Annotated in this window: 16 protein-coding genes and 1 tRNA gene; 15 read left to right on the top strand and 2 right to left on the bottom strand. The window is 44.9% G+C overall.

The window, feature by feature from the left end; translation table 11 throughout:
* The first annotated feature begins 78 nt into the window (after positions 1–78).
* The 4 genes from alr to QUB14_RS02125 all read left to right on the top strand — a co-directional run bounded on the left by alr (position 79) and on the right by QUB14_RS02125 (position 3,735).
* A complete protein-coding gene (gene alr, locus QUB14_RS02140) occupies positions 79–1,281 on the top strand; it encodes an alanine racemase (RefSeq protein ID WP_333214030.1) in 1,203 nt (400 codons plus the stop codon).
* A 184-nt stretch (positions 1,282–1,465) separates the two neighbouring features.
* Positions 1,466–2,362 carry a mechanosensitive ion channel family protein gene (locus QUB14_RS02135; RefSeq protein ID WP_333214028.1) on the top strand — a complete coding sequence of 299 codons (897 nt, stop codon included), beginning with the start codon at positions 1,466–1,468 and terminating at the stop codon, positions 2,360–2,362.
* 47 nt (positions 2,363–2,409) lie between these two features.
* On the top strand, positions 2,410–3,549 hold the full coding sequence (locus QUB14_RS02130) for a patatin-like phospholipase family protein (RefSeq protein WP_333214025.1): 1,140 nt from the start codon (positions 2,410–2,412) through the stop codon (positions 3,547–3,549).
* A 97-nt stretch (positions 3,550–3,646) separates the two neighbouring features.
* Positions 3,647–3,735, top strand: a tRNA-Ser gene (locus QUB14_RS02125).
* A 283-nt stretch (positions 3,736–4,018) separates the two neighbouring features.
* Here the strand turns inward: QUB14_RS02125 and QUB14_RS02120 are convergent.
* A complete protein-coding gene (locus QUB14_RS02120; RefSeq protein WP_333214023.1) occupies positions 4,019–4,957 on the bottom strand; it encodes a serine hydrolase in 939 nt (312 codons plus the stop codon).
* A 108-nt stretch (positions 4,958–5,065) separates the two neighbouring features.
* Here QUB14_RS02120 and QUB14_RS02115 point away from each other — a divergent pair, with 108 nt between their 5' ends.
* Entirely contained in the window at positions 5,066–5,797 is a 732-nt protein-coding gene (locus QUB14_RS02115) for a C40 family peptidase (RefSeq protein ID WP_333214021.1), read from the top strand.
* Between the two features lie 87 nt (positions 5,798–5,884).
* Positions 5,885–6,889: a glycosyltransferase family 2 protein gene (locus QUB14_RS02110; protein WP_333214019.1), complete on the top strand. Its 1,005-nt coding sequence runs from the start codon at positions 5,885–5,887 to the stop codon at positions 6,887–6,889.
* Between the two features lie 119 nt (positions 6,890–7,008).
* Here QUB14_RS02110 and QUB14_RS02105 read toward each other — a convergent pair whose 3' ends face one another.
* Positions 7,009–8,181 (bottom strand): IscS subfamily cysteine desulfurase, encoded by a 1,173-nt coding sequence (locus QUB14_RS02105; RefSeq protein WP_333214017.1) that lies wholly within the window; start codon positions 8,179–8,181, stop codon positions 7,009–7,011.
* A gap of 96 nt (positions 8,182–8,277) precedes the next feature.
* Between QUB14_RS02105 and QUB14_RS02100 the strand changes: the two genes are divergently transcribed.
* The 9 genes from QUB14_RS02100 to QUB14_RS02060 all read left to right on the top strand — a co-directional run bounded on the left by QUB14_RS02100 (position 8,278) and on the right by QUB14_RS02060 (position 23,789).
* Positions 8,278–8,946, top strand: coding sequence for a hypothetical protein (locus QUB14_RS02100; protein WP_333214015.1), 669 nt, complete (start codon positions 8,278–8,280; stop codon positions 8,944–8,946).
* A 191-nt stretch (positions 8,947–9,137) separates the two neighbouring features.
* Positions 9,138–10,460, top strand: coding sequence for a four-carbon acid sugar kinase family protein (locus QUB14_RS02095; RefSeq protein WP_333214013.1), 1,323 nt, complete (start codon positions 9,138–9,140; stop codon positions 10,458–10,460).
* 426 nt (positions 10,461–10,886) lie between these two features.
* Positions 10,887–12,038, top strand: a complete 1,152-nt coding sequence (gene ldpA, locus QUB14_RS02090; protein ID WP_333214011.1) for a circadian clock protein LdpA — start codon at positions 10,887–10,889, stop codon at positions 12,036–12,038.
* Positions 12,039–12,160: 122 nt separating this feature from the next.
* Entirely contained in the window at positions 12,161–13,927 is a 1,767-nt protein-coding gene (locus QUB14_RS02085; RefSeq protein WP_333214009.1) for a R3H domain-containing nucleic acid-binding protein, read from the top strand.
* A 389-nt stretch (positions 13,928–14,316) separates the two neighbouring features.
* Positions 14,317–15,993, top strand: a complete 1,677-nt coding sequence (locus tag QUB14_RS02080; protein WP_333214007.1) for a CheR family methyltransferase — start codon at positions 14,317–14,319, stop codon at positions 15,991–15,993.
* Between the two features lie 3 nt (positions 15,994–15,996).
* The gene (locus QUB14_RS02075; protein ID WP_333214005.1) at positions 15,997–17,127 is read left to right on the top strand and encodes a chemotaxis protein CheW; all 1,131 of its coding nucleotides are present in this window, start codon (positions 15,997–15,999) and stop codon (positions 17,125–17,127) included.
* A gap of 403 nt (positions 17,128–17,530) precedes the next feature.
* The gene (locus tag QUB14_RS02070) at positions 17,531–18,991 is read left to right on the top strand and encodes a methyl-accepting chemotaxis protein (RefSeq protein ID WP_333214003.1); all 1,461 of its coding nucleotides are present in this window, start codon (positions 17,531–17,533) and stop codon (positions 18,989–18,991) included.
* Between the two features lie 320 nt (positions 18,992–19,311).
* Entirely contained in the window at positions 19,312–21,195 is a 1,884-nt protein-coding gene (locus QUB14_RS02065; protein ID WP_333214001.1) for a methyl-accepting chemotaxis protein, read from the top strand.
* A 98-nt stretch (positions 21,196–21,293) separates the two neighbouring features.
* Positions 21,294–23,789: a hybrid sensor histidine kinase/response regulator gene (locus QUB14_RS02060; RefSeq protein ID WP_333214228.1), complete on the top strand. Its 2,496-nt coding sequence runs from the start codon at positions 21,294–21,296 to the stop codon at positions 23,787–23,789.
* The last annotated feature ends 36 nt before the right edge of the window (positions 23,790–23,825 follow it).

Below are 23,825 nucleotides of genomic sequence, written 5' to 3'. Positions count from 1 at the left end.
AGAATCTTATTATAATCAAACTTAGGGTAAAATCTCCAAGCAGTTTTTAATGGTGCAAGCAAGTAGGAGCGATCGACAATGTGGAGTGGGGAAAAAACAACCGCAGAATCAACGACAAAAGAATCCCGCCAGACGTTGCTGGGGGACGGCGACGGGGGACTTTGCCAGCGGGCTTGGGTAGAAATGGATTTAGCAGCTTTAACTCACAATGTAAAAGAGCTTAAAAATCTCTTATCTCCCCACACAGAACTGATGGCAGTTGTGAAAGCCGATGCTTACGGTCACGGTGCTGTTGCAGTCAGTCAAATAGCATTGCAAGCAGGGGCTAGTTGGCTGGGAGTGGCGACAATTCCCGAAGGAATAGAATTGCGAGAAGCTGGGATAGAAGCGCCGATTTTGCTGTTGGGGGCAACCCATACACCGGAACAGGTAAAGGCGATCGCCCATTGGCACTTGCAGCCCACTATTTGTACTGCCAAACAAGCCCTAATTTTTTCGGAAGTTCTCGCCGATCTTAACCAATCTTTGCCGGTTCACGCTAAGTTAGATACGGGAATGTCTCGCTTGGGAACGCCCTGGCAAGAAGCTACAGAATTTGTGCAATTAGTCAAGCGGTTGCCCAATTTAAAATTAGCCAGTATTTACTCTCACTTGGCGACAGCAGATAGTCCCGACCCCGCAGTTATGAGAGAGCAGCACCAGCGGTTTCAACAGGCGATCGAGCAAATTAAAATAGCAGGAATTAACCCCCCTCGCCTCCACTTGGCAAACTCTGCAGCAGCCCTCGCTGACCCGGCTTTGCACTACGATTTAGTGCGAGTCGGTTTAGCTACCTACGGTCTTTATCCAGCGCCTCACTTGCAGTCGAGCGCCAATTTGAAGCCCGCAATTCAGGTAAAAGCTAGGGTAACGCAGGTGAAAACAATTGAAGCAGGAACCGGCGTCAGTTACGGCTATCAATTTATAGCTCAGCGCCAGACACAGATTGCCGTAATTGGTATCGGCTATGCAGATGGCATTCCGCGCAATCTTTCTAATAAAATGCAGGTTTTAGTCCGGGGTCAGTTCGTGCGGCAAGTGGGCGCGGTAACGATGGATCAATTAATGCTGGATGTAACTGATATTCCCAATTTAGAAGTCGGCGAAGTGGTAACGCTGTTGGGCAAAGATGGGGAATATCAAATTACTGCCGACGATTGGGCCACAACTTTAGGAACTATTTCGTGGGAAATTCTCTGCGGTTTTAAACACCGATTGCCCCGCGTAGCAGTACACTATTAGCAGTAGTCCGGCAGGGGTTTAAACCCCTGCCTCATAGCAAAAGTCGGTTAAAACCGACTCAAGATTTTGAGCGAGGAAATTATTGATTTTAGTTTTCTTTGAGAGGACTTTAGCTATGAGACAGGGGTTTTCAACCCCCGTCGGACTCTCGTAATAAGCGATAAGACTGAGACTGCGTTTACGAATGCCCAATGCCCAATTCCCAATTCCCAATTCCCAATTCCCAATTGATATGACAGTTATTCAGAAGTTTTTACCAATAGCTCAAACCTTCTATACTCAGCTAAATGCAGAAAGAACACAAGCCTTGGAAGTAGCCCAAGAATTCTCGAAAAAATTCGTAGAATTGGGGTTTAAAATTGTACCTCAACTGCTGTGGGCGATCGGCATTTTGTTAATTACGCGATTTGCGATCGGCTTTGCGGGTCGCGTGACTCGCCGAGCACTGAGTCGCACCGAAGCCACGCTGCGGAAATTCTTAGTTCAAGCTGCTGAAATTACGATTTTGGTAGTGGGAGTAGTCGCCGCTTTGAGTCAGTTGGGAATTCAAACTACCAGTGTGGTTGCGGTGGTGGGTGCCGCGGGTTTGGCGATCGGTTTGGCGTGGCAAAATACTTTGTCGCACTTTGCTGCTGGGGTAATGTTGATTAGTTTGCGCCCCTTTGAAGTCGGAGATGGGATTGAAGCTGGGGATGTTAAGGGAGTGGTGGACAGCATCGGGATTTTTTCAACAACCGTGGTGACAGACGATCGGATAAAAATTATTGTCCCGAACAATCAGTTGTTTAACGGTACATTGAAAAATACAACGGCAATGGGAACGAGGCGAGTAGACTTGAAGATTGATATTGGCGATCGGCCAATTCGTCAGACAGTAGCTGAGTTATTAGAAATTGCCCACTCTCACCCGCTGGTGCTGGAGAATCCGCCCCCGACTTGTTTGGTAGCCGAGATTACTCCCGATACCACTATTTTATCTCTCCGACCTTGGTGCGCGTCGGTGGCCTACGAACAAGTGCGATCGCAAGTTCAACAATACGTCAAAGAGGCAATGGATGCCGACAACAATCAAGAACAATAGATATAAATCTAAAATCTAAAACCCAAAATTTATCCGAGGTATTTCCCATGAGCAAGTGGTATCCGCAGCAAATTTTGCAAGAACCCGGTGTCAGAATGACCGCAACGGAGAAACAAACAATTCTCAGCAAATTTCCGCCTCCCGACGAAAACGGTCAAATATATGCCGACGGGGTTTTTGAAGGCGGCGGCGTGCGCGGAGTTGCGTTTTTAGGAGCACTCAGGTGCTGTAGCGATTTGGGCATCCGGTGGCGAAAATTAGCCGGCACTTCGGCAGGTGCAATTACTGCAGCAGTATTGGCAACCGACTTGTCAATTGATGATTTAGAGGAAATTTTAGGTCAGCTCGATTACAGCATATTTTTAACTCAAAAAAATAGTCCTCTAATTTTAAACGGCGATCCCGCCGATGATTTGCAATCCCCAGCTTGGACGCTACTTTTTCTAACAGTTAGCCGTCAAATGGGAGAATATTCGGCGCAGCCTTTCCGGCAGTGGCTGGAAGCAATGCTCGGTCGAGGTAACTTGCAAACTTTTGCCGATGTCAAAAAAATCGTAAAAGACCGGGAATTAAAAGTAGTAATATCTAACCTCACTCGCGGTGAAATGTTGGTGCTTCCCGACGACTTACATCGGCGCGAATCGACAGATTCCGATGCTTTGTACGAGCAGTTGCACCTCCCAAGCGCTGAACATTTTAGCGTCGCTGAAGCCGTTCGGTTGTCGATGAGTATTCCGCTATTTTTTGAACCAGGAAAACTCGGCGATGACTTAATTGTAGATGGCGGAATTTTGAGCAATTTCCCCCTGTGGATTTATGACAAACAATCCGTCGGTGCGACTCCTGCGTCGCCGCGCTGGTTTACCTTTGGGTTTCGATTAGTCGATACCGGAATTGAGACTAAAGCTAAGATTGATACTCCCCTGTCGATGCTGGCGGCGATGTTCAGAACGATGATGAAAGCAAGAGACCGCTATCACCAGCGGGAAATGGATAAGGGCAGGGTGATTAATATTGATGTGACTGAAGCTGGGGTGACGACGACGGACTTTAATCTCGATGGCGATCGCAAGGCTCACCTGTACCGCTTGGGATATATGTATACTAAGAGGTTCTTTTTGAGTTCCAATTTTAGTTGGGACAAGCACTTGAAGGCTAGGGGCTTTGGGGCAGAAGCTGGCGGTTGAGGTCGCGAAAAGTAGACATAGTAAGGGATTGAGGAATTTTTCAATTAGGGGTTGGCAAAAAGAAGATGTGTGTGCTATAGTTAGTTACTGTCATCTTGGAGAGGTGGCTGAGTGGTCGAAAGCGGCAGATTGCTAATCTGTTAAGGGTGTTAACATCCTTCGAGGGTTCAAATCCCTCCCTCTCCGTTCTATTCGAGATATATGTAGGGAAACGGCATTTCCGTGTCCGTATGTGTCAACAAGCGCCTTGAACCCTAAGTCCGGCAGCAGTTGAAACCCTTGGCGGTCTTTCGCGTTAAGTTGAAACCCAGGGACACGCCCTTACAGTTTCGCTACCGGGCTGCAAGACAAAACTCTTGAAGTTTAAAACGTACTCTTAGAGATGTATGTAGGGACACGGCATTGCCGTGTCCCTACGAGTTTTAATACTGTATTTAAATCCATCTAGCCCAATAATCAACTACTACATCTAATTAAGAGCTTTCATCGCTTCGACAACTTGCCGCGAGATAAAAGGTAAAATTTCTTCATTCTTGCTATTCTCTTTCCCTTCGGTAAATACAACCAACAAATACGGCCGCAAACCCGATATTTCAATATAAGCAGCATCGTGACGCACTTGACTTGTCAGTCCGGCTTTTGACCACAATTTTGCTGATTCTGGCAATCCCCCGCCTAAAAAACCCGTTACTTGATTTTCGGGATCTGCCTCTAATTCTGCTGGGTCTAAACTGCGTTTCATTAAACCCATCATTTCTTGCGATGCTTGGGCAGAAACAGCTACGCCGCCGATTATACTGTGCAGCAAACGCGCCGCTGCATTTGTGGTCAGCATATTTCTATTTTCCATTAATTCTCCCAGAAATGCTCGCTCGCGACCGTAGGGGCCGTCACACCAGGTTTTTTGATTGGCGTTAATATTTTGTAATTCCGGCCAATCCAATGATTGAAAGTAACGGTTGACGATGTTTCGCTGCTGTTTCCAAGTTTCAAAGGGCGCGGGTGATAATTCTGGGCCGCTGGTGGTGCCGGTGAGGGCATCTACTACTAAACTGGTGGCGTCGTTGCTGGAATCAACTATCATATCTCGGACGGCGCGTTCTAATTCTGGCGATGTTTTAATCATGCCTTTTTGCGCCCATTCCCAGATGGCAACGAGGTAGAATAATTTAACGATGCTGGCGGGATAAATTCGTTCGGAAGCTCTAGCGCTAAAACCTCGGGGTTGATATTTCCAAAATTCTTCTGGACTCAGGGCGCCGCCTGTATTGACTCGCACCGGCGGATCGTAGACTATCCAGGTAATGGCTGTACGATCGCCACTTAATCCTGTAAATTCTGACAATGCGGAGTCTATAATGCTACTGCCGAGGGTTTCTAATTGTTCGTCTTGGTGAAAAAATGTCATGGTTAATGGCTGACGCTTAACGGTTAAAGGCTAGCAGCTAATGGCAATCTATCGTTAAATGCGAACAAGAAATGCGAACAATTAACAGCAAACAATGAGCAATTAGCAATGGCCAATTATCAATTATCTGATGTTGTGGAGTACCGAACCCGATCGCACATAAATATTTACGATTCCCCAAAGTGCGATCGATTGGCAACTCAAGCAGCGCTGGGGCGACATTTGCGAGTAGTTGACCCCCCCCAGCTTATGAAGGGGGGGAGAAATGGCATAGACTCGGTTGTTGAGGGGGATACAACGGCTGTGATGGTGCGACTGTGCGAAGATGATTATCCGGGATGGCTGGATATTCGAGATGTTGAGTTGCTCGACCAGACAGAAACAGTGTATCATCCTCTGGTGCTTTCTGAGGCGGAAATCAAGGAAAAATTACCAATAGTAATTACTTTCGCTCGTGAGGCTATGAACCAATCCAATTATTATCTTTGGGGTGGCACAGTCGGGCCGAATTATGATTGTTCGGGCTTGATGCAAGCGGCTTTTGTGGCTGCAGGCATCTGGTTGCCGAGGGATGCTTATCAGCAGGAAGCTTTTACTAAACCTGTTAGTATCAGTGCTTTAGAACCGGGGGATTTAGTATTTTTTGGTACGCCGGACAAAGCAACTCATGTAGGATTGTATCTCGGAGATAATCGCTACATTCACAGTTCTGGAAAAGCACAAGGTCGCAACGGTATCGGTATCGATGTTTTGTCGGACGATGGCGATCTAGTCAGTCAAGCTTATTACCAGCAATTGCGGGGATATGGTAAAGTTGTGGCAAGTTATCAACCTCATTAGTTGTTAACGGTTAACGGTTGACGGTTGACTGTTAACTAATGACTAATGATCGATGACCAATGATTACTGATGTTATCGAATAAATAAATGGACCCTGCATTATTTTGGGAAAAATTGGCTGCACAGCAGGCTGGCGCTGAGGTTGTTCTCGACGTTTCAGTGGTGGTGCCGGTGTATAATGAGGTGGAAAGTTTGCCTCATTTGATTGAGGCGATCGCCTCTTCTATCCAACCATCTGGACTCAGCTATCAAATTATTTGTGTAGATGACGGTTCTAAGGACGGTTCTGCTGAACTTCTCCAGCAGTTAGCCAGCACTCGCGATGACCTTTGTGCTGTAATTTTGCGCCGCAATTACGGGCAAACTGCTGCCATGTCGGCAGGTTTCGATCGCGCTCGCGGCCGTGCTATTGTTACCCTAGACGGCGATTTGCAAAATGACCCTGCTGATATTCCGCTATTGTTGTCAAAGTTAAATGAAGGCTACGATTTAGTTAGCGGCTGGCGGAAAAATAGGCAAGACAATACTATTAGCCGGTTGATTCCTTCTAAAATTGCTAACTGGTTAATTGGTCGCGTTACAGGCGTAACTTTGCATGACTACGGCTGTTCTTTGAAAGCTTATAAATCCGAGTTGGTAGCAGACTTGAATCTGTACGGGGAATTGCACCGCTTTTTGCCTGCTTTGGCGTTTATTGAAGGGGCGAGAATTGCAGAACTGCCTGTGCGACACCACGCCCGCCGTTTCGGTCAAAGTAAGTACGGAATTTGGCGGACTTTTCGGGTGTTGATGGATTTGTTAACTATTTCTTTTATGAAAAAGTTCCTGACTCGACCGATGCACGTTTTTGGACTGTTGGGACTGAGTTCTATGACGTTAGGAACGGTTTTAGGGATTTATTTGACCGTCTTAAAATTTGCTTTTGGTCAAAGTATTGGCAATCGTCCTTTGCTGATTTTGGCTGTGGTTTTGCTGTTGAGTGGCGTGCAGTTATTTTGTTTTGGTTTGCTGGCGGAAGTGATGATGCGGACTTATCACGAGTCGCAGGGGAAACCGATTTATCGGGTGCGCGAGGTGTTTGGTTCTAAGTAAGGGGTTGATCCCAATTGTACTCCGTGATAAAAAAAGGAAAAGTTTAGAGTTTTAAGTTAAATCATTTAAAACTCTAAACTCAAAACTACTTCCTAATCTTCAATTCTCCAATCTAAAATCTAAAATTGATTGACTTTTTGAGCTTGTCGGAGAGATTGAATAGTTGCGATCGCGTGTTCGGCGACTGCATCTATTTCTGCTTCGGTATTGAACCGGCCAATACCAAACCGAATTGAAGCATAAGCTAATTTGTCGGATCGCCCGATCGCTGCTAAAACATGAGATGGCGATATTTTTGCGGAAGTGCAAGCAGATCCCGAAGAAACTGCCGCCGCCGGTTGCAAACCCAACATCAACGCTTGACCGTCAACCCCGGCTACACTAATATTGAGATTCCCCGGCAATCTCTTCGTAGCGTGACCGTTGAGAAAAACATCGCCCAACTCACTCAAATTTTCCCACAAACGCTGCCGCAAATTAACCACTCGTTCTGTTTCCGACGGCATTTCTGCAATTGCCAATTCTACTGCTTTGGCAAACCCAACTATTTGCGGTGGGTAGAGAGTACCCGATCGCATTCCCCGTTCGTGGCCTCCTCCGTGCATCTGCGGCGCTAGCTGCACTCTTGGTTTGTTGCGGCGCACGTAGAGAGCACCGATCCCTTTTGGCCCGTAGATTTTGTGGGCTGTCAAGGACATTAGATCGATATTCATCTCCTCTACGTCGAGGGGAATTTTGCCTATCGCCTGTGCCGCATCTGTGTGAAAAAGAATGTCATTTCCGCGACAAATTGCTGCAATTTCTGCGATCTGCTGGATGACGCCAATTTCGTTGTTAGCCGTCATCACTGAAACTAAAATTGTCTCTGCCCGAATCGCTTTGATCAAATCCCCTATATCAATCAGCCCGTCGCTTTTCACCGGTAAAACAGTAATGTCAAACCCCAATTTTTGCAAATAGGTACAGGGGTCGAGAATTGCATTGTGTTCGGTTTTTACTGTGATAATGTGCTTTCCTTTACTGAAATAAGCTTCAGCGATGCCTTTAATCGCTAAGTTATTTGCTTCGCTGGCGCCGCTGGTAAAAACAATTTCTTCTGGGGAGGCGTTGATCGCTTCGGCTATGATTTGTCGTGACTGTTTTACCGCTGCTTCTGCTTCCCAGCCGTAGACGTGGTTTATGCTGGCTGCGTTGCCGAACTGTTCGGTGAAATACGGCATCATCGCATCAAGTACCCGTGGATCTACGGGGGTTGTGGCGTGATTGTCGAGGTATATAGGACGTGCGGACATAGTGCAGGGTTGGGTGAAAAAAGTGTTAGGTTTATTGTAGACGAGCCCCTTGTTCTACTACAAAACTTTATAATTAACATATATTTGTAAAGATTTATGCGAGCTGACATTCAGGGATTAGAAATTACTCTCGGTGAGCTCAAGCACCTCACCGGCGCAGGGCCCGATCGCGTATACCGGCCGGCGACAGCGACTAAGTTTGCCCGCGAAGCTTTGAAAACAGTCGGTTTAATTGTTTTGGTTCTCATCAGTTGTTGGCTGCTGGTTGCGATATTTCCTAGAGCTTATTTGTTGTGGTTCGCCCTTCACTTCGCTGCGATAGTTGGTTTAATCTTTGAGGATGCCTGGAAAATTCGGTGCAGCCAGCAAAACCAACATTTAATCAATCTTTTTGATGATGTGGAGCGCTATAATGGTATAATCAAAGCGATTGAAATTAATGACAAGATAGAAGATGCTGGCAATGCGAAAGTCAAAATCGGCGATCGCGCAAAAGTAATTCAAGCTTTGCAGCTAATCAGAGACGATTTAGTTCGAGCTTTGAAAACTGAAAGAATTCTTAGGGAAAACAAAAAATTTGTCGCTACTAACTCCGAATTGTTTACCAATAACTTAAAAAAATTGAATGCCCTGCAAATTAGCGATCGAGCCAGCGAACAAGGACGATTGCTCAACGAAGCTTTGCAGGTAGCCGTCGGAGTTCAAGCAGAAATGAAAAAGTTGCAAGAGCGAAACGATGCTAGTTTTAAAAATGGCAAAACTTAGTAGCGTACACGGCTGCGTGCGCCTCTTACCCAGTAGCAATATGCAGCTTACTGAACCGCTCTAACTCAAACACATTCTCCCAATTATAAGTTATGAGAATTGTGAAAAAATATCATAACTATTGTAAATTTTTTACTGTTACGTAACAGGTAAGGATATCTTGGAAAGGTGACGTTAACAACCAGGTCAGTATGTCTTCTGTTAAACCCAAGATTATAGTTCTCGACGACGATCCGACTGGTTCTCAAACCGTGCACAGTTGCTTGCTGCTGACACGTTGGGACGAAGACACCCTGCGTTTGGGGCTGCGGGACAAGTGCCCGATTTTCTTCATACTGACAAATACTCGATCGCTAACTCCCGAAAAAGCAGCCTCCGTCACCCGCGAAGTGTGCCAAAATCTAAAAAGGGCGATCGCCAGCGAAAAAATCGAAGACTTCCTAATAGTTAGCCGTTCCGATTCTACCCTGCGCGGCCACTATCCCATCGAAACCGACGCGATCGCCGAAGAACTCGGCCCCTTCGACGCTCATTTTCTGATTCCCGCCTTTTTTGAAGGAGGCAGAATTACCCGCCACAGCGTGCACTACCTAGTAGTTAACAGTGTCCCGACACCAGTACACGAAACTGAATTTGCCAAAGATTCAGTCTTCGGGTACAGTCACAGTTACCTGCCAGACTATGTAGAAGAAAAAACCAAAGGTCGCATCCCCGCTGATGCAGTCGATCGCATTTTACTCGGAGACATTCGCTACGGAAGTTTAGATCGACTGATGGACATGACAGACAACCAATGTGCAGTTGTTGACGGCCAAAGCCAAGGCGATTTAGACACATTTGCCAAACACATTCTCAATGCAGTCAGTCAAGGCAAAAAGTTTTTATTCCGCAGTGCAGCGAGCATTTTAACATCCTTAGCTGACCTCGGCCCACAGCCAGTAGCAGCCGACGAAATGGCAAAATATGTGAGGGATGGCAAACCGGGTGCAGTAATAGTTGGTTCCCACGTTAAGAAAACTACGGACCAATTGGAGCGCTTGTTAAAAGAACCCAATATAGTTAGCATTGAAATAGATGTATCTCACTTGCTAGAAGATTCACCCGAGTATCGCACCCAACTGCTCGATGAAATTCTCGAAAAAGTCCGCAATTCTCATGCCGATGGCAAAACGCCTGTAATTTATACCAGCCGCAAGGAACTCGAATTTGACAATGCAGAAATTAGGTTAAAATTTGGAGAGGCGGTTTCTGCTTTATTGATGGATATCGTGCGGGGACTGCCTGCAGATATCGGATTTTTGATTAGCAAGGGCGGCATTACTTCTAATGATGTTTTGAGTACAGGTTTGTCGCTGAAAAGTGTCAGGCAAATCGGTCAAATTATTGCCGGTTGTTCGGTGGTGAAAACCGATGCCGATCATCCTCTGTTTCCCAATTTGCCAGTGGTTTTGTTTCCGGGAAATGTGGGGGATAGCCATGCTTTGGCTACGGTTTACAAGCGGCTGAGCAAGTAGTAGAGCTCGACCAATCGCAAATTAACCCAGATGAATTTAGCTTCGAGTCAGGGAGGAGAATGTTCATCTGCGGTTGGTCGATGGGTTTCAATACTCGATCAAACTTTATAGCTAGTGCCACTGCACGGTCACTTCAAAAAAAATCTCTACTTTACTTTTATCTTGCCTAATCGACCCAAGTATGATAGGATAGAGAGTCTGTCCGTAACTAAAGCCGATCGGCAAAGTTAAAAATCGCCTCATCGTTAGGCACTCTCAAAAAAATTAGATTTCTCAAAAATAGTTACCTCCGAACTCTACATATAGGGCCAACAGCACCAGAGCTACTGCTATCAGTAGCGTTTCCAGCTCCTATCAGCCTAAATTTTAAAATTAAGTAGAAATTTCCACATAGTAATTTTCAGCTCAAAGGATTAGCATATAAGGGTGACAGAACATTATCATCCCCTAAACTCATTAAAAGATGGCCATTGGTTCAAGCTGATCTGTGGGGCGAGCTTTCAACACCTGCCTGCTGTACGGAATCTCACCTTGGCTTACACCTTAGCAGGCGCTGACTGTATCGATGTCGCGGCCGATCCCGCCGCCGTCGCCGCAGCGAAAGAAGCCCTACAAGTGGCCAGCGAATTACAGGCAAGAACTCAAAACCGCAGGTTTGGCGGCAAAGGGTTGCCGTTGCTGATGGTGAGTTTAAACGATGGGGAAGACCCGCATTTTCGCAAAGCCGAATTCAACCCAGCCGATTGTCCGGCGGACTGCTGGCGGCCTTGCGAAAAAATATGTCCAGCCGAAGCAATAGTTTTTCAGAGTGCTGGCAGTGGTTTTTCCGGGGTGATAGACCAGCAGTGCTATGGCTGCGGTCGCTGTCTGCCGATTTGTCCGAGCCAACTGATTTACACTCGTTCTTACGTGTCTGCTCCCGCCGCGATCGCACCTTTAATCTTGCAATCCGGTGCCGACGCCCTAGAAATCCACACGCAAGTAGGCAGAGAGGCAGATTTTGCGCGACTTTGGTCGAGTATAGCTCCCTGGGTCGGTCAACTCAAGGTAATAGCAATTAGTTGCCCCGATGGAGACGGTTTGATTGATTATTTGCGGACACTGTATCAAATAATTTCCCCCCTTCCTTGTCCCCTAATTTGGCAAACCGACGGTAGGCCAATGAGCGGAGATATCGGAACAGGAACTACCAGAGCCGCGGTCAAACTCGGTCAAAAAGTTTTGGCTGCCCAGTTGCCGGGATACGTGCAACTTGCAGGCGGCACTAATGCTCACACTGTCAGCAAGCTGAGAGCCGACGGGCTGATGAAGGAGGGCGGGAAAAATTTGTCAGTTCCCCCTGTCCCATACATTGCAGGTGTAGCTTACGGCAGCTATGCCAGGGTTTTGCTATCGCCAATTTTAGAACAGTTAGAAACAATGCAGACCGATCGAGCCTATGCCGTTCCGGTGGCAGTCGCGCGGCCAGGAGCCGGAGTTCAAACATCTCGGCTACCTCAGCTCGAAGCCGTCCCAGAACTTCTCTCGGAGGCCGTGAGTTTAGCTTGTTCTCTAGTTTCCCAGCTCAAAGAAATTTAGTCATTAGTCATGAGTCATTAGTCAGAAGTCATTAGTTACAAGTAAAAAACAACTGGCAACTGACAACTGACAACTGACAACTGACTAAAAAGTTGAAAACGTCACCGAACACATCGAGGCGAATGCAGATTACAGACGACCTCAACAGATTATTAGACATCGTGCCAGATGAGATCCGGCAGCCCTTAGAGCAGCACCCGCAGCGCAACAATCTCATTGAGATTGTCATGGATTTGGGCCGCCAACCAGAAGCTCGTTTTCCATCCTTGGCCGAACCTCTTTCCCAAACGCCGGTTTCCAAGGCACACCTCAACTATTGCATCGAACGAGTCGGCCACTTCGGTGGCGACAACCGAGCCGGTATCGAGCAAACCCTGCACCGAATTAGCGCCATACGCAACCGCAGCGGCGAGATTATCGGCTTGACTTTGAGGGTGGGCCGCGCTGTGTTCGGGACGATCGGCATTATCCGCGATTTGGTGGAAACCGGTCAGTCAATTTTGATGCTCGGTCGCCCCGGAGTTGGCAAAACCACGGCCCTGCGCGAAATTGCCCGCGTGCTCGCCGATGACTTGGAAAAACGGGTGGTAATCATCGACACCTCCAACGAAATTGCCGGAGATGGAGATATTCCCCACCCAGCGATCGGCAGAGCTCGCAGAATGCAAGTTTCCCGTCCCGAACTCCAGCACCAAGTCATGATCGAAGCAGTGGAAAACCATATGCCGCAAGTGATCGTGATTGACGAAATCGGTACGGAACTCGAAGCTTTGGCTGCTCGGACGATCGCCGAAAGGGGCGTGCAGTTGGTCGGTACCGCCCACGGGAACCGGATCGAAAACTTGATGAAAAACCCGACTCTGGCAGATTTAATTGGGGGCATCCAAGCGGTGACGCTGGGAGATGACGAAGCAAGACGGCGCGGTTCTCAAAAGACGGTTTTGGAGCGCAAAGCACCGCCAACTTTTGAAATAGCCATCGAAATGCTCGAACGCGAGCGCTGGGTAATCCACGAGCGAGTTGCAGATGCGATCGACACTTTGCTGCGGGGACGCGAACCGCACCAGCAAATCAGAAGCGTCAGCGAGACTGGAGAAATCATTATCGAGCGCGAGTCAGCCGCTCCCCCCGCCCGCTTTCCGGGGATGGCAGCTTCCAGCGGCCCGGCTGCTGTATCGGCAATCCGGCCCGTCACACCGATCTCAGGGTGGCGGAGTGCTGGCAAAATGGTGCCGATGCCCGCTCCCAACGAGAACTTAGCTGCTAAGAGCGCGCCAGTTTCTGAGACTCGGTATTTCGAGCAACTGCTCGAAGAATCCCTGTCCGTCGAACCGGTACCCAAGGCCGGACGCTATTCCCATAATGTCGGCCCTAACGGCGAAGATTTGCCCCTCCACGTTTATCCTTACGGTATACCTCGCCACCAGCTCGAACAGGTGATTTCGACGCTGAACCTGCCGGTTCTGCTGACGAAGGATATTGAGAGTGCTGACGTGGTTGTGGCTTTGCGATCGAACGTTCGGAACCAGTCGAAATTGAGGCACTTGGCCAAAACTCGCCAAGTACCCGTGCACACAATTAAGGCCGCCACTATTCCCCACGTAGCCAGAGCTTTGCGGCGCCTGTTGGACATGGATGACCCAGGTACCCCGGAAGTGGCAGACCTCGCCTTATTCGCCCGCAGCGGTTCTTCTGACGAGCTCGAAGCTTTGGAAGAAACGCGCTTAGCAGTCGAGCAAATTGTCATTCCGAAGGGACAGCCGGTGGAACTCCTGCCCCGTTCTCCCAACGTCCGCAAAATGCAGCACGAACTTGTGGAACACTATCACCTGAAGTCCCACAGTTTTGGGGAAGAACCCAATCGTCGCTTGCGGATATATCCAGCTTAAAGTTGGAGATTAGTGCCTTTGAAGGCAGAAGTTAGAAGGCAGAAGGGATAATTTTTTCCTGGCTTGTGTCTTTTACCTTTTGCCTTTTTCTTTTGAGTAGCTGGCAAGTTTCTGATATGATCTGGTGTGACACTGTTCTTGTTAATGCGATCGGCTAAATTCCCGATTTCTAATTCCCAATTCCCCAATTTCCAATTACCACTTCTTCGACTACACGAGCTTACAAGTTAGCCAATTCTCAATAGTTCAGCTACGCACTTCCCTTCGGCTCCCTTCGGCTTTGCGAACGGACGAGCTGCGGGCGATCGGTTATCCTCAGCACAAACTCACCACCAGCTCAGTAAAAGTTGCCACTTCCCAAATTATTAAATTAATCTCCCTAAGTTGACATGAATGATTCCCTAGTTCAGCTATTTATCAACTTAATTACTACTGAGATTGGTGTGCGAATTAGATCCCAAGATCGAGCTGGTTTGTCTCATAAAATTATGACTCGAATGAGAGCCAAAAAAATCGCAGAACCAGAAAAATATTATAAGCTTTTAACTGCAAAAAATTTGGAAAGTAAAAATGAATGGTCAGAATTAGTATTGCTACTAACAACAATTGAAAGTTATTTCATGCGAGATAAAGGACAGTTTTCTCTGTTAAAAGAAGTAATTCTTCCTGAATTGATCGAGCACAAAAGAAACTTGCACAAGACATTGGGAATGCAGCCCACACTGCGAATCTGGAGTGCGGGCTGCTCCACCGGTGAAGAACCTTATTCTTTAGCTATTGTTTTAAAACAATTGATTCCCGATTGGGAACAATGGAAAATATTAATTTTAGGTACAGATATCAATGAAAAAGTAATCAAAAAAGCGCCCCAGGGAGTTTACAGTCATTGGTCCTTTCGCTTGGTGGAACCGCAGATACAAAAGCAGTATTTTCATCCGAGACAAAATGATTGGGAAATTAATCAAGAATTGCGCGAAAGTGTAACCTTTAGCTGTGTAAATTTAATCACAGATGAGTTTCCTAATATTTACCAAAATCTTTATAACATAGACTTAATTTTGTGTAGAAACGTTTTTGTGTATTTTGAACATAAGTATATTTCACTGGTACTGAAAAAATTTGCCAATACCCTGAGACCTGGAGGATATTTAATGACCGGTCACGCTGAAGTTTACGGTCAAATTATGAACGAGTTTGAACCCAAGATTTTCCCGGAGTCGGTGGTTTATCAGCGTCGGGATGCAGTAATGGAGGAAGGCTCTCAAATAGAGTCTAGGGTTGCGACGGTAGGGGAAGCCAACTCGGCATTTCGGGAATTGCCCAAAGCAGATACTATGGGCGATGATAGTGGTGAGTTGCTAACAGGGGAAACGATGCCACCTCGTTTTACTACTAACAGCAATTTTCCAGAGATAGAGATGCCGCCCGTATTAAACATAAGTAATCCGCTGGGGAAGATGTTACCCTCTCCCTATCTGGAGGAAGGTTGGCCGAACAATGCCGTGTCAGTTACAGAAAAAATAATAGCAGAAAATACTCAAACTAAAACGCCTCAAATGCTAATTTTAGAGGCTAAACAATTATTTAAAAATCAAGCTTATGCTGAGGCCATCAACAAGGCACAAGAGGCAATAGACTTGCAGGGGCATAATTTTGATGCTTATTTTTTAATCGCTCAAGTTCAGGCAAATGCCGGCAATTATTCTCAGGCAATAGAATACTGTAATAGAGCTAGAAAAGTAGAGCCGGGATCAGTATATACTGATTATTTACAAGCTCAAATTGCTGAAGAACAGGGGCAACTGGAAACAGCAAAGAATTTATTAAAGAGGACTATTTATATGTGTCCCTCTTTTGTGGCAGCTTATATAGAACTAGGGAATATATACAATAAAGAAGGTCAAGTAAAAAGAGCTCTTAAAATGTACAATTCATCGTGTGAAATCCTGAAAGCACTACCGCCAAACACTCCCATAGATTCACAGGGGAAAATGACAGCTAGTCAAGTGCTGATGAATGTAAAAAAAAAATTGTTAAGATTATACAGTAAAGAAACTGTACACTAAAATATGGACACTAAACCGTATCTTATCTTTGAACAGAACGGTTTTCTCTGCGGTATAGAAGCCTGTTATGTTCGGGAAATTTTCTTTCTGCCGGAGTTGACAGCAATTGCAGAAGCACCTCCAGATATTGTTGGGGCGATCGACCTTCGGGGCGAAATTCTGCCCGTGATGGATCTGAATCTCCGTTTTGGATACGCTTGGCAGGAGTATTCTGTGACAGATAGTACGATCGTCATCGAGTGGCAAGAATCGAAAGTCGGTATAATTGTCAATCAAGTTCGCGAAGTTAGAGAACTCTCAGAAGATGCCATCACTCCGCAGCTATCTTACGGGCGAGACAATTCAGAAGCCTCTCATCATTTTGTCGCTGGATTTGCCCGCTGCGAAGCCGATATTATCATGCTGCTGAATCTCGATCGCTTAATTCGATCTTCTCCAGAAAAATCAGAGAAAAGCTGGCCTGTTTCTCCAAGCAATGCAGGTAGTGAAGCAGCAGCAGGTGAGGCAGAGACGGAGAATTTACAGTGGCAAATAAGTGCAAAATTGTTAGGCAAAAATCCTAAAATTTTGAGCAAGCGTCAAGTTTTTTGTCCGCAGGCTACGCCGGAAGAAAAGGCAATTTTTAAATCGCGGGCTAATAATTTGAGGCTGCAAGGCGAGGGGGAAAATGATGCTGCAATTAATATGTCCCTGGCGGTGTTTGTTTTGAATGGCGAATACTTTGGTATTCATTTAGATCTAGTGCGCGAATTTACGGATATTAGCCAAGTAACTCCGGTTCCTTGCACTCCCGATCGCATAGTGGGAAATATAAATTTACGGGGAGAAATTGTGACGCTAATTGATATTCGCAGTGTTTTAAATATGTCTTTAAATATGTTGGAGACTGCAAATTATCTCTCTAAGGCGATCCTTGTTGAAGTGGCGGATGTGGTCGCTGGTATAGTTGTTGACGAAATATTAGATATTATATACTTAAATGTGTCGGAAATGGCGGCTGTTCCGGCAGCACTGCATTCTGCCAACCGCGAATATCTACGGGGGACAGCTATTTACGGGGAAAAAATGATGGCTATTCTGAACTTGCAAAAACTGCTGACAAAAGGAGGAGTAGTTGTTGATGAAGAGGTTTGAATCAAGAACAGGACTTACGCAAAGCATATGTGGCATGAGTCAAGTGAAGCATCTTGCTTGATACTTCATTTCCTTCGCAATCCCGATCCAACGCAGAGATCAGGACTGGTAACCAGCGGGACTTAGCATGAGAGAATTATCTTGAAATGCGTCCAGGACTAAAGAAGTTAGTTATACCACAATACGGTTGAGTTAAGCTCGCTCCCCCCTAGCCCCCCTTCTCAAGGCGGGGACAAGAACTTACTCAAAGTCCTCGCAACGATGCGGGGGATGCGACGGGGATCTCTGAGGAATAAATAGTTTTAACCCAAGCGTATTGAGTTATACCAAATCCGCTTTGCAAGCGAGATTTGACTAAGCAATCTAATTCGTGTGTGCACGTGCTTAAATTAAGGAGAAAAATATGTTTTCTAAGTTGCTCAAATTAAATATTAGAAATAGAATGCTGCTTGCCTATGTAGCACCGGCAACTATATACTTGGGTTTTCCTCTGCTAGTTTATACAACTACTAATCAGGTATTGAATAATTTTCAAGAAGTAGAAAGGATCGAAAATGTTATCAGATACGCAAATGATATGTCCACAGGTGCTGAACAAATGGTACGGGGAATGCGGGGGTATTTCATTAATAAAAATCCGAAGTTTTTAAAGGATTTTCAAGCAGGGAGAGAATTAGCTCTTAAGTCGGGTAAGACTGCGGATTTGAAAATCGAAAATCCTGAACAGAGAAGTCGTTTAGACAGGATGTTAGATCTCTGCCAAGAATATTATAATGGTTCTAACCAAATAGTTGTTTTAGTACAACAAAATAAGAAAGCCGAAGCATTGGCTATATTTAACACCGGAAAACAGACAAAATTTGTGGAGGAATTTGTAGCAATAAATAAGCAATTTCGTGAAACAGAAGTAAAAGCCATTAATCAAGCTACAGAAAGAACGAAGCAATCTTTATTTTTCTTGCTCTCGGCATTGGTATTTGGTTCCGTGTGTTTATTGGTGTTAGGTGCAGTTATAGCTTGGCTCATTTCGTCAGGAATTGCCCAAACTATCGATCGGGCAATTAGCTCGATCGCCACTTCTTCCACTGAGATTGCAGCCACAGTGGAAGAACAGGAACGGATGGCAAGTCAGCAAGCAGCTTCAGTAAATCAAACTACTACTACAATGGACGAATTGGGAGCATCTTCCAGGGCGACATCACAGCAGATAGAAACAGCGGTGGTTCAAGCAATGCAAGCTTTGAATTTAGCTGGAGGTGGCACAAAAGCTGTAGAACAAACTTTAGAAGCAATGGCAACTCTGAAAACTAAAGTTCAGGATATCCAAGGACAAATTATAGAGTTGAGCGAACAAACAGATCACATTGGTAATATCTCAACTGTAGTTAGCGATTTGGCCAATCAAACTAATATGTTAGCACTCAATGCTGCTGTTGAGGCAGTGCGGGCGGGAGAACACGGCAAGGGGTTTGGCGTGGTGGCGTCAGAAATTCGCAAACTTGCCGATCGCAGTAAAAAATCAGGAGCGCAAATTAATCTATTAGTTGCTGATATTCAAAAGGCGATTAACTCAACGGTAATGGTGACAGACGAAGGAACTAAAACAGTGGAATCGGGCGTGAGTATTGCCTCAGAAACCGCAGCAGCATTTGCAGGAGTTGCCAATGCCATTAACAATGTGGTTTTGAGCTCTCAGCAAATTTCGCTGAATGCCAAACAGCAATCGATCGCGATCGAACAGGTAGTGCAAGCTATGAACTCTCTCAATCAAGCCGCAGCCCAAACCGCTTGCGGTATCAGTCAAACTAAAGTCGGTACTCAAAAATTGAATGAAGCAGCCTTAGATTTGAAAGCAGTTTTGTAGGAGATCGATGAATTATGAGTAGTTACCCAAAAATGCCAAATCTATCCTTAATAATTAAAGCAATTGCTTTGGCGATCGACCTCGCTACAATTCCAGCGATATTAACGGGAGTAATAACTTGTTTGTGGGCAAATAATAAAAACCTAATCTCAAATCAGCCGTGTAGTGAGTTGTGAGTTATTATTAGGGAGTTGTTATTTTTTATTTACTAGCAATTTCCAATTCCCTATACTTCGGCTACGCGAGCGTACAATTTTCCAATTCCCTATACTTATACTATGCGAGCGTACAAGTTACCAGTAACCGATTCCCAGTAACCAATGATTAACAAATTTTTCCAAAAAATGCAGCATCGACTGTTGCTGCTCCTAATTTTAAGTACCTTGATTCCAGTATCTATTGTGGGTTGGTATGGAATTTCTTCTTCAACAGAAGCCCTGCAAAAATTAGCATTAATAAGCCTTAGTGACAGTGTTAATTCTACCGCTACTCAAATGATTAACAAATTTGAAAATTTGAGAGCCGATATTTTGTTTCTCCGCAAAACTCCCCCTGTTCAGGGACTGATTAGAGCGAGAGAAGGAAATGGAGTAGACAAACAGACTAATTCAACTTATAAAGATTGGCTTTCTCGAATGCAACTCACATTTTTCTCCATGATGGAAGCCAAGCCATATTATATGCAATTGCGTTATATAGATAACACCGGTAAGGAGATCGTTCGCGTAGATTCTGACGGCACAAATATCCAAGTTATTCCAGATTCTCAACTACAAAATAAAGCAGACACAGATTATTTTTCGGCAACTATGAAGCTAAAACCAGGAGAAGTCTATGTGTCTTCCTTAAATCTGAATAAGGAAAGGGGGAAAATAGAAATTCCTTACAAGCCAACAATTCGCTACGCAACTCCAATTTTTGATCCCAAAGGAGAAAGACAAGGCTTTTTAATTACGAATGCTCTGGGTAGCACTCTGATCGATATGGTTAAAAATTTCAATCCTGAACTATCAGACCAATCTTTTATCTTAAATCAAGATGGGTATTATCTGGCTCATCCCAATTCTAAAAAAGCATGGGGATTTGAACTCCAAACTAAGGAAAATGTCCAAAATGATTATTCAGGAGACATTGTTGCTAAAATACTCTCAGGGGAGCAGGGAAATATTGATGATAAGGATCTAGTGATTAGCTATAATACAGTTTTTCCCAGCAAAGAAAATACAAACAAATTTTTAGTAATAGTGGATACTTCACCCAAAAAAATGCTATTTTATTCGATCGATTCTCTTCAAAAAATAGCTGGGTTTATTGCTATTGTTTCCCTGGCGGTGGTGCTGGGATTTGGATGGTTTTTTTTGCAAAAAATTGTTGCTCTGATTCGGGTGTTGATTTACCAAATATCGTCATTTTCAATGCAAATAGAATCAAATATGAACAGACAAGAGCAAATAGCAAATAGGCAATTTGTCTCGGTTAATCAAACAACTATAACTCTAGAAAATTTGGGCAGATATTCTCAGCAAACAGCCGAGCAAGCTGAGTCTGTTGCCATTGCCGCTCGCCAAGCTTTAAGTCTAGCCGAAGAAGGTACTAAAAAGGTAGCTCAAACTCTCAATCAAATGCTGAATCTTAGAGAAGCTGTGGTGGCAATTTCTAAGCAAAATCATCGACTCGATGACAGCACGAGTCAGATTGGCAATATATCGACTCTCGCAAGTTTGGTTAGCGATTTAGCCAGCCAAACTAATATGCTGGCTCTCAACGCCGCTGTGGAAGCAGTCAGAGCCGGCGAGTACGGTAAAGGTTTTGCGGTGGTAGCAAGCGAAATTCGTAAGTTAGCAGATGAAAGCCAACAAGCAGCACAAAAGATTAATGGTATTATTCCAGAAATTAAGGGCGCGATCGACTCAACGGTGAAAGCAACTGAAGATAGTCGCAAAACGGTTGCAGAAGGGGTGAAAACAGCACAAGATACGGCAGAAGCTTTTACGGGTGTGAGGGAAGCTTGCAATCTGGTGTTTGCTAGCAACCAGCAAATTTCATTTAATGTTAAACAGCAGGCGATCGCAATTCAGCAAGTAGGTGATGCCATGAGTTCTATGAAGGAATCCGCGTCTCAAACAGTCAGCGGCATTACTCAAGTTAAAATCGGTACTCAACAACTCACAGAAGCTGCATTTAATCTGAAAGAAGTAGTGTAGTCATTAGTCATTAGCCATCGACTGAGTATTCAACATAATTATCATTCCCCATTACCCATTAGCCGTGCTCAATTACCTATTACTCAAAAACATATATGATGATTGAAGATCAAGAACTTCGAGAAGTATTTAAAGTCGCTAGTCAAGAACACTTACAGAAACTAGACGACGGATTGCTGTACTTAGAACAACATCCGAGCGACTTAGCTAAGTTAGAACAATTGTTGCGAGAAACCCATTCTCTTAAAGGTGATGCTGGGATGCTAGGCGTAAAAAATGTAGCATCTTTAGCTCATCAAATGGAGCATATTTTGGGAGCTGTCAAGCGGGGAGAAACTCAACTGAATTCCGATATTAGCGATCGACTTTCGCAAGGTTTAGACGCCATGCGGAAACTCGTTAACGAAGCCGTTACCGGCGAAGATTCCGGCGTTAATACTTTTTATATCCTCGCTAGCATGATGGGTGCTTCTAGTCAGTCACAGCCACAGGCAGCAGCCTCAATAGTAGAACCCTCATCTTCACAAGTACCAGAACAACCGTTGGTAGAACCGCAATTTACTGAGCATCTTATTCAAGAACTAGAAACCAATGTTGAAACTTCTGAAGTCCTTAACTTAGAGAAAAATTCCTCTTTTTTACCCTTACAATCCAAGCCCGAATTTCTACGGCAAGCTCCAAACTTGCCTGCCTCTTCTGAACCAGTAACTGCCTCGGCTTCGCAGTCGGCAGTTACTGCCTCCTCAACCTCATCTTACCGCATTGAAACGATTCGCGTTGCTACTCAAAATTTAGACGATTTAATGACTCAAGCAGGGGAACTTACTGTCACAAAAACTCGGCTAGGACACCGAGTTGCAGAGATCGAACAAATTACAACTTTGTGGGAAGAGTGGAGCCGAGAATATTTTGTAACGAGCTTGAATGTTGATCGGATGCAAATAGATGAAAACGGTATTCAAGCCAACGGTAAATTTAGCCAATTGCAGGATTACTATCAACGTACAGAAGAACGTTTAGAACATCTCGGCACTTTAGTCAACCGCTTGAGAAATCGAGTTTATGAAGATACTGCCCGACTCGAATTAATCGCAGAGGCATTAGAATCAGGAATTCGCACTCTGAGACTGCTGCCTTTGTCTACTATTTTTAATTTATTTCCTCGAACTGTTCGAGACTTAGCGAAACGGGAAGGTAAAGAAGTAGCATTAGTGATTGAAGGAGGCGAAACTACAGCAGATAAACGCATTTTAGAGGAAATGAAAGACCCTTTAATGCACATGATTAGAAATGCGATTGACCACGGTATTGAAACTGTTGACGAGCGGAAAAAACTAGGTAAACCGGCCGTGGCTACTCTCCGAATTAAAGGCTATAATATTGCTAGCAATATTATTATTGAAGTTGCTGATGATGGCCGGGGACTAAATCTAGAGAGCATTAAACAAACGGCTGTAAAACGTAATATTTGTACTTTTGAAGAACTGGCAGAAATGACCGAAAGTCAAGTAAAATCTTTAATTTTTACTCCGGGTTTTTCTACAAAAAAATTTGTTACCGAAGTATCGGGGCGCGGGGTTGGTTTAGATGTAGTTCGCACTAATGTAGAAGCCCTAAAAGGTAGTATTCAAGTAGAGTCTTTACCGGGACAAGGATGCACTTTGAGGCTGCAAATCAGCACGTCTTTAGCTACAGCAAATGTATTAATTGTCATAGTTGAAGGTATTCCTTATGCTCTGCCAGTCGAGTTTGTAGACACGGCACAACAGGTGTCTCAGTCTGAGATATTTGCTATAGAAGGTAAGGAAACTATACTTTCAAAGGGTCAGCCTCTGTCAGTTGCTCATCTGACCGATTTACTAGAAATAAACAATAGACAAGGGTGGCAAAAGAATCGGTATTTGAGACAGGAAACCGGGAGCGAAATTCTGAGAAAAAATCAAAAATACTTCCTAAATTCAGCTTCTTCAAAAATGCCTTGTATTGTTTTGAAAGTTGGGGAGGAAAGATTGGGATTGTTTGTAGATGCTTTGATAGACGAACAGGATGTGGTGATGAAACCTCAAAGTCAATTGCTGAAACGGGTGCGAAATGTTTCGGGTGCCACAATTCTCGGTACTGGGGAAGTTTGTATGGTCCTCAATCCCCACGATTTGATAAAATCTGTACGCCAGCAAGTTTCGTCCCGTGCGGTTTCTGGTGCGCGATCGCAACTTGAGACTGCCAGCAGAAAACAAGTTATACTATTAGCAGAAGACTCGATCGCCACGCGCACTCAAGAAAAGCGCATCCTGGAAGGTGCGGGTTACGAAGTTGTGACTGCGGTAGACGGATTGGATGCTTTCCATAAATTAAAAACTCGCGATTTTGATGCTGTGATTTCTGACATACAAATGCCAAATTTAGACGGTTTGGCCCTGACTATTAAGATTCGGGAGCAAAAAGAATACAGTGAGTTGCCGATAATTTTAGTGACCTCTTTGGCATCGGATGAAGATAAAAAAAGAGGGGCTGATGCGGGGGCAAATGCTTATATTCCTAAAGGTACTTTCAATCAAGATGTGTTGGTAGATACACTCAAAAGGTTAGTTTAGTCATTAGTCATTACTCCTTGGTTATTAGGCATTTGT

The organism is Microcoleus sp. B3-D2, from assembly GCF_036705345.1.
Taxonomy (GTDB): domain Bacteria; phylum Cyanobacteriota; class Cyanobacteriia; order Cyanobacteriales; family Microcoleaceae; genus Microcoleus.
Note: the sequence above shows the minus strand (reverse complement) of the source record. Positions and strands in the feature narration are given on the sequence as shown.